Annotated in this window: 11 protein-coding genes; 6 read left to right on the top strand and 5 right to left on the bottom strand. The window is 54.5% G+C overall.

The window, feature by feature from the left end:
- The first annotated feature begins 143 nt into the window (after window positions 1–143).
- The 5 genes from JRG72_00150 (at window position 144) to JRG72_00130 (ending at window position 8,129) form a co-directional block, all read left to right on the top strand.
- Window positions 144–1,091, top strand: a complete 948-nt coding sequence (locus tag JRG72_00150; protein MBW2133633.1) for an acetyl-CoA decarbonylase/synthase complex subunit delta — start codon at window positions 144–146, stop codon at window positions 1,089–1,091.
- Window positions 1,092–1,280: 189 nt separating this feature from the next.
- On the top strand, window positions 1,281–3,317 hold the full coding sequence (cooS, locus tag JRG72_00145; protein ID MBW2133632.1) for an anaerobic carbon-monoxide dehydrogenase catalytic subunit: 2,037 nt from the start codon (window positions 1,281–1,283) through the stop codon (window positions 3,315–3,317).
- A gap of 124 nt (window positions 3,318–3,441) precedes the next feature.
- Window positions 3,442–5,664 (top strand): CO dehydrogenase/CO-methylating acetyl-CoA synthase complex subunit beta, encoded by a 2,223-nt coding sequence (gene cdhC, locus JRG72_00140; GenBank protein ID MBW2133631.1) that lies wholly within the window; start codon window positions 3,442–3,444, stop codon window positions 5,662–5,664.
- A gap of 142 nt (window positions 5,665–5,806) precedes the next feature.
- A complete protein-coding gene (locus tag JRG72_00135) occupies window positions 5,807–7,147 on the top strand; it encodes an acetyl-CoA decarbonylase/synthase complex subunit gamma (GenBank protein ID MBW2133630.1) in 1,341 nt (446 codons plus the stop codon).
- Window positions 7,148–7,235: 88 nt separating this feature from the next.
- Entirely contained in the window at window positions 7,236–8,129 is an 894-nt protein-coding gene (locus JRG72_00130) for a dihydropteroate synthase (GenBank protein ID MBW2133629.1), read from the top strand.
- A 509-nt stretch (window positions 8,130–8,638) separates the two neighbouring features.
- Here the strand turns inward: JRG72_00130 and JRG72_00125 are convergent.
- On the bottom strand, window positions 8,639–9,109 hold the full coding sequence (locus JRG72_00125) for a TIGR00725 family protein (protein MBW2133628.1): 471 nt from the start codon (window positions 9,107–9,109) through the stop codon (window positions 8,639–8,641).
- 100 nt (window positions 9,110–9,209) lie between these two features.
- Between JRG72_00125 and JRG72_00120 the strand changes: the two genes are divergently transcribed.
- Window positions 9,210–10,127, top strand: a complete 918-nt coding sequence (locus JRG72_00120; protein MBW2133627.1) for a M48 family metallopeptidase — start codon at window positions 9,210–9,212, stop codon at window positions 10,125–10,127.
- A gap of 11 nt (window positions 10,128–10,138) precedes the next feature.
- Here JRG72_00120 and selB read toward each other — a convergent pair whose 3' ends face one another.
- The 4 genes from selB to hisA all read right to left on the bottom strand — a co-directional run bounded on the left by selB (window position 10,139) and on the right by hisA (window position 16,972).
- On the bottom strand, window positions 10,139–12,082 hold the full coding sequence (selB, locus tag JRG72_00115; GenBank protein ID MBW2133626.1) for a selenocysteine-specific translation elongation factor: 1,944 nt from the start codon (window positions 12,080–12,082) through the stop codon (window positions 10,139–10,141).
- Between the two features lie 8 nt (window positions 12,083–12,090).
- Window positions 12,091–13,611, bottom strand: coding sequence for an Rne/Rng family ribonuclease (locus JRG72_00110; GenBank protein MBW2133625.1), 1,521 nt, complete (start codon window positions 13,609–13,611; stop codon window positions 12,091–12,093).
- Window positions 13,612–13,678: 67 nt separating this feature from the next.
- Complete coding sequence (locus tag JRG72_00105; protein ID MBW2133624.1) at window positions 13,679–16,222, bottom strand: TIGR03960 family B12-binding radical SAM protein; 2,544 nt, start codon at window positions 16,220–16,222, stop codon at window positions 13,679–13,681.
- A gap of 24 nt (window positions 16,223–16,246) precedes the next feature.
- The gene (gene hisA, locus JRG72_00100) at window positions 16,247–16,972 is read right to left on the bottom strand and encodes a 1-(5-phosphoribosyl)-5-[(5-phosphoribosylamino)methylideneamino]imidazole-4-carboxamide isomerase (protein ID MBW2133623.1); all 726 of its coding nucleotides are present in this window, start codon (window positions 16,970–16,972) and stop codon (window positions 16,247–16,249) included.
- Window positions 16,973–17,088: the final 116 nt, after the last annotated feature.

Genomic DNA, 17,088 nt, shown 5'->3' with positions numbered 1-17,088 from the left:
GGATAATAATTTTTTTCTTGACAGCTTTAAGTAAATAGCGATATTTTAACCCCAGATAATAATTATTTTCACAAAAACCCTAACTCATTAGGCCGAGCAAGAGAAGGGTATGTTAACCCATCGACATAAAGGAGGATTTGACATTGGCCTTTGAAATTCCAAAACAACCATATTCCGGTGCGATTAAACCGGTAACTATTGGCAAAGGTGACAAAGCCATAACCCTGGGAGGGGAAACGTCGTACCCGTTTTATTTATTTGAAGGCGTAATGCCCAATAAGCCCCGGATCGCTCTCGAAGTTTGGGATAAGAACCCCGGGGAAGATTGGGCCGCGCCGGTCTTGGAGGTTTATAAGGATGTTTTAAATGATCCAGTCGCCTGGGCCCAAAAATGCGTTAATGATTTTGGCGCCGAAGCCATTGCATTGATCTTGGCCAGCACTGATCCGAACGGTGATGATGCTTCCCCGGAGTCGGCGGCCCAGACCGCCAAAAAGGTGGCGGAGGCCATTGATGTCCCTCTGATCGTCTATGGCACTTCGGCAATGGAAAAGGACGCCGAGGTCCTGGCCGCGGTAGCCGAGGCTTGCCAAGGTCATAATGTTATTTTGGGGCCGGTGCAAGATAAGAATTACAAGAAGATCGGTGCTGCAGCTCTAGGCTACCAGCACACTGTAGTCGCCAACACCCCGATCGACGTCAATTTAGCCAAACAGTTGAACATCCTTTTAGGTAATCTGGGGGTGCCGGATAGTAGAATTCTGGTCGATCCCACTACCGGCGGCCTGGGTTATGGCATGGAGTATAGTTATTCGGTGATGGAGCGTGACCGGATGGCAGCCCTTACTCAGGAAGACGAGAAACTGCAACTTCCTATTGTGAATTATATCGGCCAGGAAGTCTGGAAGGTCAAAGAGTGCAAGCTGGGCAATGAAGAGGCGCCAGAGTTAGGTGATCAGATCACCCGGGGCATCCTGATGGAGGCGGTGACCGCGGTATCGTTGTTGCTGGCCGGATCAGACCTGCTGATTATGCGCCATCCCGAAGCAGCTAAACTTGCCAAGGGGATAATTGAAGAACTAACGGGGTAAACACCGTCCAGGCCGATGACAAAATCGGCCTTTTATAATCTATATAAATATTACAGATCTGGTAACCAACAAATCATAGAGCCGGAAGGCAGTGTCTATGATGGTGAGTAGACATGGAGACCTTAAACCGGCTACCTACCAACAACGGGGCCATGAAGGTAACCCGGTGAGTTATTAAGGAGGAATTCCATGGCTGAAGAGGTTGTAAAAGTTGAATCTCGGACCGTAGATCCGGCCGAACAAGAAATGTTGAAAAAAGCCCAGGCCGAGGGGATCGAGACCATCTGGGATCGGGCCGACAAAATGAAGCCCTGTCCGATCGGCGCTGAGGGCTCCTGTTGCCGCATCTGCTCGCAGGGTCCCTGCCGGGTGCCGATGCCCAAAAAGAAAAAGGGTGAAGAAGAACCCGCGGAGAAGAAAGCCCGCATGGGCTTATGCGGGGCCACCGCCGAGACTATCATCGCCCGTAATTTCGCCCGCATGGTGTGCGCCGGATCCGCGGCCCACACGGATCATGCTCGGGGGGTGGCGCATCTGTTCAAAGAAGTCGCCCACGGCCGGGCCCCGGGCTATGAGCTTAAGGACGTCGCCAAATTAAGGCAGGTAGCCCGTGATTATGATGTGCCACTTACCGTCGGTGAAGGCGACGAGAAGAAACCACGCCCCAAAGAGGAAATCGCCCAGGAACTGGCCGACAAAGTGCTGGCGGAATTTGGCCAGCAAAGTGGGGAACTGGTCTTCCCCAGCAAACGCCCTCCCAAAAAGCGGATTGAACGATGGCGCGAACTAGGGGTCATGCCCCGCGGCCTAGACCGGGAAATTGTTGAAATCATGCACCGTACCCACATGGGGGTGGACCAGGATTACAAAAACATCATCCACCAGTGCACCCGTTGCGCCATTTCCGATGGTTGGGGCGGATCCATGCTGGCCACCGACCTTCAGGACATCCTGTTCGGTTGCCCGGTGCCGGTATTGGGGGACAGCAACCTGGGAGTGCTGAAAGAGGATCATGTCAACATTATTATCCACGGCCATGAGCCGCTGCTGCCGGAGATGATCAACGTCGCCAGTCAGGATCCCGAGTTGCTGGAATATGCCAAAAGTAAGGGCGCTAAGGGCATCCAGTTGGCCGGCATTTGCTGTTCGGCCAATGAGATCCTGATGCGCCACGGCATCCCGGTGGCGGCTAACTTCTTGGGGCAAGAATTAGCGATTATCACCGGCGCGGTGGACGCCATGGTGGTGGATGTGCAGTGCCAGTTCCAATCCCTGGGCCCACTAGTCAAATGCTTCCATACCAAGCTGATCACTACCGATGAACGGGGCCGCATCGAAGAGGAAACCATGTACATCCCCTTTGACGATCACCACGCCCCGGAGATTGCCCGCCAAGTGGTGCGGGAGGCGATTGACAACTTCCCCAACCGGCGGGCCCCGGTGATTATACCCGACATTAAATATCCGTGTGTGGTGGGCTTCAGTTACGAAACCATCCGCTACCTGCTGGGCGGGTCGATCCGGGGCACCTATTACACCCTCAATGATAATGTCATTGGCGGCCGCATCCGGGGTGTAGCCGGGGTGGTAGGCTGCAACAACGTGCGCCAGATGCATGACAATGCCCATCTGACCATGGTCAAGGAACTGATCAAAAATGATGTTATTGTCTTGACAACCGGCTGCAATGCCATTGCCTGCGCCAAAGAGGGACTGTTAACTCCGGAAGCGGCGGTTAAATATTGCGGCGTCGGGTTAGCGGAAGTCTGTGAAACAGTGGGTATCCCGCCGGTGTTGCACATGGGTTCCTGCGTGGACAACGCCCGCATTCTGATGGCGGCCACCGCCTGTGTCAAGGCCGGTGGTTTGGGAACCGACATCAGTGATCTGCCCGTGGCAGGCGCGGCCCCCGAGTGGATGAGTGAAAAGGCCATCTCCATCGGCCATTACTTTGTGTCCTCTGGGGTTTATACCATCTTTGGGGTCACCTTCCCTACTACCGGGTCGGAACTTATGTGCGACTACTTGTTCAAGGGCCTGGAGGAAGAACTGGGCGGCATGTGGGACTTCGATCCCGATCCGATTGCCGCGGCCCAGAAGATGATCGCCCACATCGACAAGAAACGTAAGGCCCTGGGCATCGACAAGGCTCGGGAGCGGGTGCTCTACGATATGGCCATGCGCCGCGAAATGGAAGAGAAAGCCGCAGCCGCGGGCGAAGAATAAACCGTTTAATATTAAGTGTAAGGGCGACCTCATCGGGTCGCCCCAAGAGGCCTTTCCTGGCTATTGTTGGCCAGGGAGTCTGATAATCAAAACTTCCTTATGAAGAGGAAAGGAGGATTAGGCTGTGTCGAAGTTCATTCTATCTGCAGCTATCCGAGGTGCTCACAAGATCGTTGACAAGTGCGCTGCCAAGTTAGACGAAGCGGTCCAAAAATATGGTGAAAATCAAGAGATCTCTTATCCTAACACGGCGTATTATCTTCCCATCATTTATTCCTTGATGGGAATCGAAATCAAAACCCTCAAAGATGCCCTTCCGGTCATGAAGCGGTGCAAAGAGCTGTTGCCCCCCGTACCGGCGGAGAAATTTTACATGCCCTATCTGGGGCCGGGGCTGGACGCTGGTCTGGCGACCCTGTTTGCCGAGGAAATCTATGAAGCCATTCGCATCCTGGAACAGCCCGATTTTTACTACTTCGGTGAAGATCTGATCGAAAAAGGCGCTGAAAAAATCTGGGCCGGCCCTGCGGATGACGTCATCATGCGGAAACGCGGTATCGAATTCGTGGATGGTTCTGCTCCGGGATTTGCCGCCATTGTCGGGGCCGCGCCCTCGGTACAAGAGGCAGTTGACCTGGTCCATGAATACCAGACCAAAAACCTCTACATCTTCTTAGCGGCCCGGGATATCGAGGGCAAGACCTCGGTAGCCGAACAGCTGCTGGAAGGCGGCGTGCAGATCGGCTGGCCCACCCGGATCGTGCCCTTCGGACCGGAAATCTCCGCCGCGGTCTTTGCTCTGGGATTTGCCTGCCGGGCGGCGTTGTCCTTTGGTGGCTTGAAGAAAGGCCAGGCCCTCCGCAACCTGTTATACAACAAAGACCGGATTTTCGCCTTTATCAATGCGGTGTCGGAAATTCCGGACGAATGGTACGCCAATGCGGCCGGGGCCATCAACTGGGGTTTCCCCACCATTACCAACCAGGACATTCCGGAGATTTTACCTACCGGAATATGTACCTATGAGCACGTGGTCAGCAACGTCCCCATGAAGGAGCTGGCGTCCAAGTCCATCGAAGTGCGCGGTCTGAAGGTTACTATTACCGAGGTGCCAGTGCCGGTGTCCTATGGCCCGGCCTTCGAGGGTGAGCGGGTGCGCAAGGGCGATCTCTACCTGGAGTGCGGTGGCGGCAAGACGCAGGCCGTGGAATTGGTCACCTCCAAACGCATGGACGAGGTCGAGGACGGCAAAATCGAGGTCATCGGCCCGGATGTTAAGGATATCAAGGAAGGTTCCCGTCTGCCTATGGCAGTGGTGGTAGAAGTCGCCGGGCGTGCCATGCAGCCCGACTTTGAGCCCATCCTGGAACGCCAGATTCACCACCTGGTCAACTATGCCCAAGGCGTCATGCATATCGGCCAGCGGGATATTGCCTGGTATCGCTTTGGCAAGGCAGCGATCGAAAAAGGCTTTGAGCTGAAACATATCGGCGCCCTGCTGCATGCCAAGTACCATCAGGACTTCGGGGCTATCTTTGATAAATGCCAGGTGAAGATCTATACTGAGGAAGACAAAGTCAAAGAGATCACCGAACAGGCCCGGAAAATCTATGCCGAACGTGATGCCCGGATCGAGGGTATGACCGACGAGACCACCGAAATCTATTACTCCTGCACCCTGTGCCAGTCGTTTGCGCCCAGTCACGTCTGCGTCATCAGCCCGGAACGGACCGGCCTGTGTGGCGCTTATAACTGGATGGACTGCAAGGCCTCTTACGAGATCAATCCTACCGGCCCCAACCAGCCCATTGAGAAAGGCGAGACCCTGGACGAAAAATATGGGCAATGGAAGGGAGTCAATGATTTCGTTTACAAGGCCTCCCGGCAGGCGGTGGAGCGCTATAACTTCTATAGCATCGTCCATGAGCCCATGACCACTTGCGGCTGCTGCGAGTGCATCGCCGCGGTACTGCCCATGTGTAACGGCATCATGACGGTGAACCGGGATTATACCGGTGAAACCCCCTGTGGCATGAAGTTCACCACCCTGGCCGGCGTGATTGGCGGTGGACAGGTGACCCCGGGCTTTGTGGGCCACAGCAAGTACAATATCTGCCAGCGCAAGTTTATCCTGGGTGACGGTGGTCTGTTAAGGATGGTATGGATGCCTACCAGCCTGAAAGAGGAAATCGGGGAACGCTTGCGGAAGCGGGGCGAAGAGCTGGGGTACCCCAATCTAATCGACATGATCGCCGACGAAACCGTAGGCGTCACCGAAGACGAAATCTATCCGTACCTGGAAGAAAAGGGCCACCCGGCCTTGAAGATGGAATCCATCCTGGCCTAAATCTAGACCTGTAATTTATGACCGCCCGGCACTGCGCCAGCCGGGCGGTTATCTTAAGAATGGCAATTCTGAACGAGGTAAAAACTTTTTTTTCAAATAACCTTAACGTAATTGTTAGCCATGGATAAGGAGAGAACAAGATATGGCGTTAACTGGAATTGAAATCTTCAAAATGCTTCCCAAAACCAATTGTAAGGAATGTGGCTTCCCCACCTGCCTAGCCTTTGCCATGTCTCTGGCTTCGGGTAAGGCGGAGCTGGCGGCCTGTCCTTATGTATCAGAAGAGGCCAAAGAAAAGCTGGCCGAGGCGTCTGCGCCTCCCATCCGGCCGGTAAAGATTGGCATGAAGGACGCAGAAAAAACCATCGGCGGCGAACTGGTGATGTTTCGCCACGATAAGACCTTTTATAACCCGACTCTTCTGGCCGAACTGCTTACCACCGATATGAGCAGCAGCGATGTTGATGCTAAAATTGACAAATTCAGCAAACTCCAATTTGAGCGGGTCGGCCTCAATCTGCGTCCGGAGATGTTTGCCGTCAAAGATGTGAGCGGCGATGCCGGTAAGTTTGCCGAACTGGTCAAGCAGGTAATGGAGAAAAGCGACGCCGCCCTGATGCTTATGAGCGACAAGCCCGAGGTGTTAAAGGCGGGAGCTGAAGTAGCAAAGGAACGCCGTCCCGTTCTTTACGCGGCCACTCCCCAAAATGCCGAAGACTTTGGTAACTTGGCCAAAGAACTAGATTTACCCTTAGTTGCCAAGGCTGATAACTATGATGATCTGGCCGCTTTAACTTCCAAACTAACTGAGATGGGCCTCAAAGATCTGATCCTGGATTCTGGCAGTCGGACCTTGAAACAGGCCTTACAAGACCAAATCGTCATCCGACGGGCTCCCCTGACCGCCAAATTCAAGCCCTTTGGGTTCCCGACCGTGACCTTGCCCTGTGAGATGACCGACGATCCTATGAAGGAAACCCTTTATGCGGCGGTGTTTATTGCCAAATATGGTGGGATTGTGGTCTTAAAAGACTTTGCGCCTCATACGGTATTCCCCCTGTTGCTGGAGCGGCTCAACATCTATACCGATCCGCAGCGGCCGATGATTGTCACTCAGGGAATCTACCCACTGAATAATCCGGATGAGAATTCGCCCATTGCCATTACCACCAATTTTGCGCTGACTTACTTTATTGTCTCCGGTGAGATCGAAGGCAGCAAGGTGCCCACCTGGTTATTGATCATGGACACCGAAGGATTGTCGGTGATGACCGCTTGGGCCGCGGGTAAATTCGTCGGTGATGCGGTCGGTATGTTTGTCAAAAAATCTGGGATCACCGAAAAGGCCAAGACCCGCACCCTGATCATCCCTGGTTATGCTGCGGCCATTAGCGGAGATTTGGAAGAGGAACTGCCGGATTGGAAGATTCTTATCGGACCGCGGGAAGCGGCCCATATTCCTGCCTTCTTAAAGAATTTGTAATCCGCCAAATATAACTTGAGAAGACCCTAAAATTAGGAGGCTTTCCGGCCTCCTTCAATCAATCCTTCTCCAAAGAAAGGAGAGAAATATGACTCAGCGTCTGATCCGCATCGGTGAGAACCTTAATGTGGTGACCAAACGATACGGCGAGGCGATGAAGAATCGGGATAAAAAACCCATCCAGGAGTTGGTCGAGGCCGAGGCCGCCAAAGGAGTGGATTATATTGATGTTAATATCGGTCCGGCCCGCAAGGGTGGGGAGGAGTTAATGACCTGGATCGTCCAGACGGTCCAAGAGGTAGTTCCCGATATTCCTTTGGCTCTCGATACTTCTAACATCGCCGCGATGGAAGCCGGCCTTAAAGTTCACAAGGGGAAAGCTCTGATCAACTCCATCATGGCTCGCCCGGAGCGCATGGACGGCATGATGCCGCTGGTCAGAAAATATGACGCCTATATGATCGGCCTGCTCTGGGGCCCGGAGGGCATGCCTCGGGATGAACACGAACGGGGGATGTTGACCGCTGATATCCTGGCCAAAGCCGCCGAATACGATATCCAAAATGAAGATATTTGGTTTGATCCGATTGTAGCGCCTTTGAACATTCAGCAACAGCAATTGGTGGCTAACCTAGAATTTATGAAAATGCTGCCGGATATAGCCCCCGGCTCCTTATCCACCTGTGGTCTGTCGAATGCCAGCAATGGCGTTCCCGACCATCTGCGGCCCATCATCAACCGAACCTATATCGTCATGTTGCAGCGTTATGGCATGTATTCGGCGATTGTCGACTTTGAGGATGATGAGTTGGCGGCCCTTACCTCCGGACAACGGCCGGAGGCAGTAGAGGCCATTTATAAAGCCATGGATGGAGAGCCTTTAAAATTGGCGGACTACCCTCAGGACATCCAACATTACATCAAAACCGTGCGTTGTATTATGGGCACGTCGTTGTTTTCCGATTCCTGGTTGGAAATTTAAATATCTTCAGCCATCTGGAACCACCAGGGAGGGTCCAACCCTCCCTTTTTTGTTAAAATCAATTCAAAAATGATTCAGTATAAAATGGCAATCGGGGCTGGGCGTTTTTAAGGCGAGCCTCGGGCGGCGCCAGAGACCGTTTGCAGAACCGGCGGTTCAAGGACCTCGGCGGAATGGGGTTTTCCCGCCAAACCGAGGGACTGCTCCAATGGTGATCATAATAAAGGCGACAGTGGTAAAATTCGGCAGCATCGTGCCCTTTCCGGCGGCTAACCCCAAAAACTCGGGCAGTGGATTTGGCCCTTTCTCCCATAACCTGGTTTTGCTATTTCACGCCAAGTACGCCAAGGCATGATCTTTCCATTGATTTGCCTTTGACTGAGTTATTACTCAGGTCATAAAATAAATGAATTGGGATTTAAAAAACGGTTCTTGGGAGAGGGGGCCGGCGGTCCCCCAGTCCTCCCCTCAAATTAAACTCTTGAATGCTCGGAGTAATAATCGCCCAATCAGACTTTAATAGAGCGCAAGGCCAGAGATACCGCTTCCTTGGGGTTGCGGGCCGGAATTAACCCGGGTAATTCCCAGTTAACCTTTAGAGTGATCACCGGTTTGCGCAATTTAAGGGAGATAGCCGCTTCTGAGACGGTGCCATAACTGCCGTCCACCGCAATCAAGGCATCGGCGCTATGGGCCAGTAAAACATTGCGGGCGTGACCTAGATTGGTGACGATTGAATAGGTCAGGTAGGGATTGGCCGCCTGTCGATCCGCCCCGGGCAGGATGCCGATGCTGACTCCCCCGGCTTCCTGGACCCCGCGGGCCGCGGCAGCCATGACCCCGCCCAGACCGCCACACAGCAGAATGGCTCCTTGGCGGGCGATCTCCTGGCCCACCTCGCGTGCCAAACCCGCCAGGTCGGATGTCACCTCACCACCGCCAATAACTGCTATATAAATTTTAGAACCCAAGTCCGACATGAATCAAACAAACCATAATCTGCTCTTGCCGTCAAGGATTTTGTCTTTTGCTCCCTTTCTTGACAATTCCTGGTTAAGGCTTTAATTTTTAAATTAACTTATGGTTGAACGAAGACGCGTAAATATTAAGATATTCTTGGCTGCCGGACTGGCAGCGTTGTTCTTCCTGCTATCAGCCTGCGCCCGAGCTCCCTTTACCGGACGACGGCAACTGCTGCTGACCTCCGAATCACAGGAAAATGCTTTAGGCTACCGGGCCTTTCAGGATATCAGCCGCAAATATCCCTCTTGCCGAGACCCGGAGATCAATGCCCTGGTCCAAAAGGTCGGACACCGCATCGCCCGGGCGGCCGCGCGGCCGGATTTTCGCTGGGATTTTAAAGTCTATCAGGATGATAAGATGGCCAATGCCTTTTGCCTGCCCGGAGGCAAGGTTGGAGTGTTTACCGGAATCCTGAAATATACTAAGGATGAGGGGGGCATGGCCACGGTTCTGGCCCATGAAGCCGCCCATGCCATCCTGCGCCATGCTGGGGAACGTTTAAGCCAATCATTGTTGATGCAATTGGGCGGCATAGGCTTGAACGTGGCTCTACAGGGACAGAGTCCTTATTTAGCTGACGCCATATTACAGGCTTATGGCCTGGGGGCCACCGTAGGGGTTCTTTTGCCCTACAGCCGGACCCAGGAATACGAAGCGGATCGGGTAGGATTAATTCTGATGGCCAAAGCCGGCTATGACCCGGCCCAGGCCCTGGAGTTTTGGCAACGGATGCTGAAATCTAAGAAAGGAAAACCCCAGCCGCCGCAATTTCTGTCCACCCACCCCACAGACGCCGATCGCATCCGGCAGATCAAACGGACAATTGCGATAGCCCGGCGTTATTATCATCCCCAGGAAGACTCATTCCCTCAGCCCTCACAGCCCCGAAAATCTTTACAACTCCGCCGGCGGACCAGTCCGCTGGTCCCGTTTTCGGTGCCCTGGTCCCGGCATCGCAGCTATCGTCTGCGCTAATTTGGCAGAATTCAGCCGCCCTCACGCAGCCGCCGCAAGTCCCCGACCCGAACCGTGATCCTGGTTGCGTCGAAATATTCCAGCAAGGGAATGGTATACTTGCGGCTGGTGCTGGTCAGTTCCTTGAACTGGGGCACGCTGATCTCCCCCCGGTCTTTAAGGTAGCACACCAGGGTATGTTTGAGGGCAGCCATGGTCTGTTGATGGAAAAACAGCCCTTCTTTGACCTTGACTAGCCGGGCCTGGGCAACGAGAAGATTGATTAACTCCTGGGCCCGAGACTGGTCGGTATGGAGAACAGCCAGGGTATCTTTCAGGGTGGGCGGAGTCAGGCCGCCTTGTTGATAGAGGTTTTCCAAAAGCTGGAGCAGGTTTTCCTGCTCTTCGGCCAAAACGATGCGATGACTGGCCTGACGGACCAGCTCCCGATCGACCACCACCAGTTGCTGGCGTTCTAACTCCTGCAAAATATAATTAAAAAGTCGGACGTCCATGGCAGGCGGTAGTTTGCGGCGCAACTCTTCCTTGGGCAGACCCATTTTTAAAGGCTGCCGCTGGTGAAACTCATGCAATTGCTGCTGGATCTGATCCTTTAATTGTTGGACCCAGGTGGCCAGAACATATCGCCGGCTTTCCGCATCATAAGGGATAATCTGTCCCTGTTGACCCAGTTGAGCAAGCATCCGGTTCAGAGCCTGGAGATCAAAATTGATCACTTGGGCCAGTTCCTGGCCAGAACGGCCGCTGATCCCGGCCTCCTGCAGGTAAAAGCGCAGCTGATCGGCCTCCGAGCCGGTTTCCAGAAGTGTCAGGCCCTCCAGCACCGCGGGCTGAAACCGCCGATGGTGGGGAGGACGAACATGCAGAATTTGGCCCCCTCCTAAAGTAAGCGCCGGAGATAAGCGGCGAATTACCAAACGATCGCCGGGCTTAAGAGCCAGTGGCCGGGTCAGGCGGAATTGCACAAAGCCACCTTCCCCAGGTTTCAATTCCTCCTGGGAAAGGATGATTATCTGCGCCGTCTGCTCGTCGGTGCCGGTATGCAGCCGGATCCGTTGGCGGTTTTTCACAGGCTGGGGAGCACTGGAGAGAACTTTTAGACGAGCATCCAAACGCCGGCTGGGCTGCAAAGAATCAGGGGTAGCCACCACCATACCCCGCTCCAGGATTGATTTTTCTAACCCCTGGAGATTGATAGCGGTACGTGCCCCAGCTCGCGCCTCTTCCACATTGGCCCCATGTACCTGCAGATTGCGCACCCGCGCCTTCAGCCCCGGAGGGTAAATCATGACTGTTTCTCCGACCCGAAGCACTCCGGAAATCGCAGTGCCGGTCACCACGGTGCCGAAACCTTTTATAGTGAACACTCGATCAATGGGCAACCGAAAGATCCCGGTAGCTGGTTTGGACCCCACGGTTTGACTCAAGCGGCTCAGGGTAGCCAACAAATCATCCCGCCCCTGGCCGGTGACCGCTGAAAACCGAACTAATGGAGCATGTTCCAGGAAAGTCCCGCGCAGGAATTTAAGGATATCCTCCTCCACCAGATCCAGCCAGTCCTGGTCCACCAAATCGGTTTTGGTCACCACCACCAGCCCCTGCCTGACCTTGAGGAGCTGGCAGATCTCCAGGTGTTCCCGGGTCTGGGGCATAACCCCCTCGTCCGCGGCGATAATCAGGGCCACCAGGTCCATGCCGGAGGCCCCGGCCACCATGTGCCGGACAAAGCGCTCGTGCCCGGGCACATCAACAATACCCAGGAGTTGACCATTGGGCAGCGTCAAGGAGGCAAATCCCAACTCAATGGTTATGCCGCGTAGCTTCTCTTCTTTGAGGCGGTCGGTATCCACTCCGGTAAGGGCCTTGATCAGCGCGGTTTTGCCATGATCAATATGTCCGGCGGTGCCCAAAATAATGGGGGGAAGGACCGAATCTGTAGCTGTAGGGTTAGGCATTGACTTGGTCAGGAATCTTGTACACTAAGTCCGTACTGTTCCAGATGTAATTCCGGATTGCTGCGCACGGTAATGGTTTTGTTAAATTGTTGTTCCAGACTTTCCAGGGTCTGGCCACCCTCGTCTAATAATACCTTGGCCACCTCAGGGTGAACCTCCACCATAATATGTCCTCCGAGCAGACTCCCGGCTTCCGACATTAATTCCCTTAAAATATCATACGCGACAGTAATCCGAGAACGTATGAAGCCCTGTTCATCGCAATAAGGGCAGGGTTCAGTCAATAGATGGTGGAGGCTTTCCCGGGTGCGTTGCCGGGTCATTTCGATCAATCCCAGTTCCGACATGCGCAGCACGCTGGTTTTGGCCCGGTCCTTTTTCAGGGCGTCCCGCAGGGCATTGTAAACCTTCTCCCGGTTAGCTTCCTTCTCCATGTCGATGAAGTCGATGACGATAAGGCCACCGATATTGCGGAGCCGCAATTGATAAGCGATCTCCTTGACGGCTTCCAGATTTGTCTTCAGTATAGTCTCTTCCAGATTATGTTTGCCCACATAACGCCCGGTGTTGACATCGATGACCACCAAGGCCTCGGTAGGCTCAATAATGATATAGCCTCCTGATTTGAGCCAGACTTTTTTTCCAAGGGCCCGCTGTAATTCGTGCTCAATGCCGTAAACCTCAAATAGCGGCTCTTCTCCCTGATACAATTCCACAAAATATTTCAAGCGGGGATTAAAGGTCTCCAAAAAAGAGCAAATCTTATCATAGACCGCCAGATCATCGACGATCAGGCGGTCGACTTCCTTGGTAAATAGATCCCGCACCACCCGCAGGCTGATGTCCAGTTCCCGGTGTAATAAGGCCGGGGTGGGGGCGGTCTCCTTTTTCTTCAAGAGATTATTCCACAATTGCCAGAGGAACTCCAGTTCGCCGGCCAATTTTTCCAGGCTGGCCCCTTCACTGGCGGTCCGGGCGATGAGTCCACATTCCGGAGGCTTAATGGCCAACAGCACCTCTTTGAGCCTGGCCCGTTCAACGTCGTCACCGATGCGACGAGAAACCCCGATATGGTTAACAGTGGGCATCAGAACCAGATAATGTCCGGGCAGAGTGATGTGGGAGGTGAGGCGGGCACCCTTGCCGCTCAGAGGCGGTCGGGCCACCTGGACCAGAACATCCTGGCCTTCCTGGAGCAGATCTTCGATATGGGCCGGGGATGAGGTTACCTGACTATTAATTGACATCCGGATATCGTTTTCGGCCTCTTGGGTCCATTCCGGGAAAAGCTCATCGTAGCGCTCTTCTACCACATCCGCCACATATAAAAAGGCGGAGCGTTCCAGCCCGATATCCACAAAGGCGGCTCCCATGCCAGGCAATACCTTCAGTACCCGGCCTTTATAAACATTGCCGATCAGATGACCGCCATGATCTCGCTCGATGTAGATTTCCACCACATTGCCGTTTTCGATCAGCGCCGCCCGGCCCTCAAAGGGGGATATGTTGATGACCAGTTCGTTGGCCATTGTTATCATCTTGAAAGATTGTAGTAAGCTTCTGGGATAGCGGCCAGATAGGAGGGTTTGACCATCCTCAGGAACTTTTTAGTTTAACTATTCTTAATTGCCGTGTCGTCTCCTCAGGCAGGGCAAAAATAGCCGTGATGATCTCGGAAGCCTTAAGATTTCCCTGGTCGCGATGCCGGAGCACCAGTTCCAGATGCCTGTCATCCTGAAGGCGGACGCCCGCCACCAGAGGACGAACATCGATCTGGCGGGTCTTTTTGGGTTTGTGCTGGGTTACCAACCATTGGGGCTGCTCCAGGAAGTGTTCCAGTTTCTGACAAGTAAACATCGCCTCCGGGCTGGTAACCTTATAAACACTCAACTCTCGGTCCGGCCGGGGGGCCTTGTGGAGCAACCGGGTCGCGGTCAGAATATTCAGATTCGGCGGCAGTACCTCATTAAGCCTGGTTAGCAGGGTGGCCTCCGGGATGTTATGTGTTAATTCCAGATCTAAAGTTTCTTCCAGACTTTCTACTCCCACCGGTAAAGCACTGTAGAAAGAGACCCGGGGCAACGGGTGAAAGCCCTGGGAAAAATTAATTGGCAGACCAGAGCGCCGCAGGCTGCGATGAAAGATATTTACCAACTCCAGATGGCTGAACCAGCGAGCTTCATGGAGCTTGGCATAGGTCAGGCGGTAACGCACCGGCTGGCTGGCCACCAACCTCGGCACCGATGCTGGTTTGGGCCATTCCTCGACGTCGGCAAAAATCCGCGGCCGGATCCGGTCCAGGTCGCAAACGCCGCAATCCTGACAGTTGTCTCCCCGACAGTCCGGGGTTGGCTGGCCCTGCCAGGCGCGCTGGCGCTCTGTTACCAAAAATTCCCGCCGCAGGTCGCTGTCGATATGATCCCAGGGCAGCAGCTCATTCATCTGGCGTTCCCGAAGATAGAAATCCGGGTCAACCCCGGCTGCTTGAAAGGCCTGCTGCCAGCGGGGCAGGTGAAAATGTTCGGTCCAGGCATCTAATCGACAGCCTAAACCATGAGCCAGCATCAACACCCGGGCCAGGCGACGGTCCCCCCGCGCCATGATCCCCTCCAGCCAGCTCTGGGTGGCCGGATTCCACTTGACTGCGATGCTCCTGCCTTGCACCAAGTTCTTGGTCAGATTGAGACGGTCCCGACTTTCTGCCAGAGAAAGCTGGCGTTCCCATTGCAACGGGGTGTGGGGTTTGGGGATCATGGTGTTCAGGCTGACGTGCAGGTGACAGGATTTATTACTGTTCTTGCCGGTGGCCAGCACCTGGCGACTCAAAGCGGCGATGCCCTCCAGGTCCTCTTGGGTCTCCATCGGAAAGCCGATCATAAAATAGAGCTTGATCAGATTCCAGCCCAGATCAAAGGCCTGGCGGGCCGTATCGATAATCTCGGCGTCGGTCAGGTTTTTGTTAAGCTGCTGCCGCAACCGCTGACTGCCAGCCTCTGGGGCAATGGTGAAGCCAGTCTTGCGGACCCGGTTGATCTGGCTCATGAGCTCGGCGGTTAAGGTATCGGCCCTGAGCGAGGGCAAGGAGACCGCCACCCGCCGTTTTTCCAGCCGGTCCATCAGGGTGGTCAGCAATGGATTGATACAGCCATAATCACCGGTGCTAAGAGATAATAACGACACTTCTTCATAACCGGTAGCGGCCAGGGCCTGTTCGATCCATTCCAGAACCGCTTCCGGGGTGCGCTCCCGCACCGGCCGATAAATCATCCCGGCCTGGCAGAAGCGACAGCCTCGGGTACAGCCTCGGGCAATCTCGACACTCAAACGGTCATGGACAATCTGGTTATAAGGGACTATCGGACGGGTCAAGAGCGGCAACTGATTGAGATCAGTAATCAGACGCTTGCTGATCCGGTCCCGACGACCGCGGGGCACGATCTGCCTCAGGTAACCCTGAGCATCATAATCCATATCGAAAAAGGCTGGGACATAGACCCCTTCCAGTTCCTCCAGGGCGGCCCATAATTCTGCCCGCCCGGCCCTGGCCTCTTTCCAGGCCCGCACCAACGCCGCCAGTTCCAGAATGACTTCTTCGCCCTCGCCAATGACCATGGCGTCGAAAAACGGGGCCACCGGTTCCGGATTGAAACAGCCCGGTCCGCCGGCGATGACCACCGGATCACTTCCCCGGCGTTCCTGGGCCAGCCAGGGGATACCTCCCAGTTCCAGCAAGGTCAAAAGGTTGGTATATCCCAGCTCATACATCAGGCTGACCCCGACCAGATCGAACTGCCGCAGAGGGGTGCCGGATTCCAGGCTGCCCAGCAACAGACGCCGACCGCGGAGTTGCTGTTCCAGATCCGGGGCAGGAGCATAAGCCCGCTCCGCCCAGATGTCTGGCTCACGGTTGAGAATCTGATAGAGCAGTCCCAGCCCCAGGTGCGACATGCCGATCTCATACAGATCAGGGAAAAGCAAGGCGACCCGTAGGCTGACGGCCCGGGGGTCTTTGTGGACGGCATTAATTTCACTGCCTAGATAGCGGGTCGGTCGCTGTACCAAGGCGAGCAGCTGGTCGAGTTTCGAGGTTCGAGTCTCGATTTCTAAGTTTTGAATTAATTTTAGAATATTATATGCCATAAAAGGTTTGGCGTGTGGAATTAATTAACCGACGGCCAGCTTCAGGGCGGCCCGGAAATCCAGGGTGCCGGCATACAGCGCCCGCCCGGTAATGACGCCGATGACCCCATCGGCCTCCAGAGGGAGGAGATTCTTAATATCTTCCAAGGTGGACACCCCACCGGAGGCAATTACCGGCAAGGGCACGGCTTGGGCCAAACGTTGGGTGGCAGCGATATTGGGGCCGGTCTGCATGCCATCGCGTTGAATATCCGTATAAATCAGTACTGCCGGTTTAAGAGGCGCCAGTTCCACGGCAACCTGCACCGCATCCCGAGCACTATCTTCGGTCCAGCCCTCCACTGCCAGCCGACCCTCACGGGCATCCAGGGCAATGGCGATCTGCCCCGGATAGCGGGCGCAGGCTTGGGCTACCAGTTCCGGGTCTTTTAAAACCGCAGTGCCCAAAATGACCCGGTCGATCCCCAGATCCAGGTAGACCGCCAGGCTTTCCATGGTGCGCAGCCCGCCGCCCAACTGGATAGGAATGTGCAAGCTCTGCCGCAGCCGCCGGATAACCGCTTGATTGACCGGCCGCTGGCTAAAAGCGCCATCCAGGTCCACAACGTGCAGCCAGCCCGCGCCTTCGTCCTCCCAGCGCCGTCCCATGGCCACCGGATCATCACTATAAACAGTCTCTTGATCCCTGACACCCTGGCGCAGGCGGACACACTTACCGCCTTTAAGATCTACGGCTGGAATAATCAACACTCTCTGGATCCTTTACCGTTAAGCCGCAAATTTTATTAAAATTAAGATTATATCTATTTATGCTTTTATTAGCAAGGCAAACATTTTTATAACACTAGGTCGGGACCAAAGGGATT

This window comes from Deltaproteobacteria bacterium, from assembly GCA_019309545.1.
Lineage (GTDB): Bacteria > Desulfobacterota > Desulfobaccia > Desulfobaccales > Desulfobaccaceae > Desulfobacca_B.
Note: the sequence above shows the minus strand (reverse complement) of the source record. Positions and strands in the feature narration are given on the sequence as shown.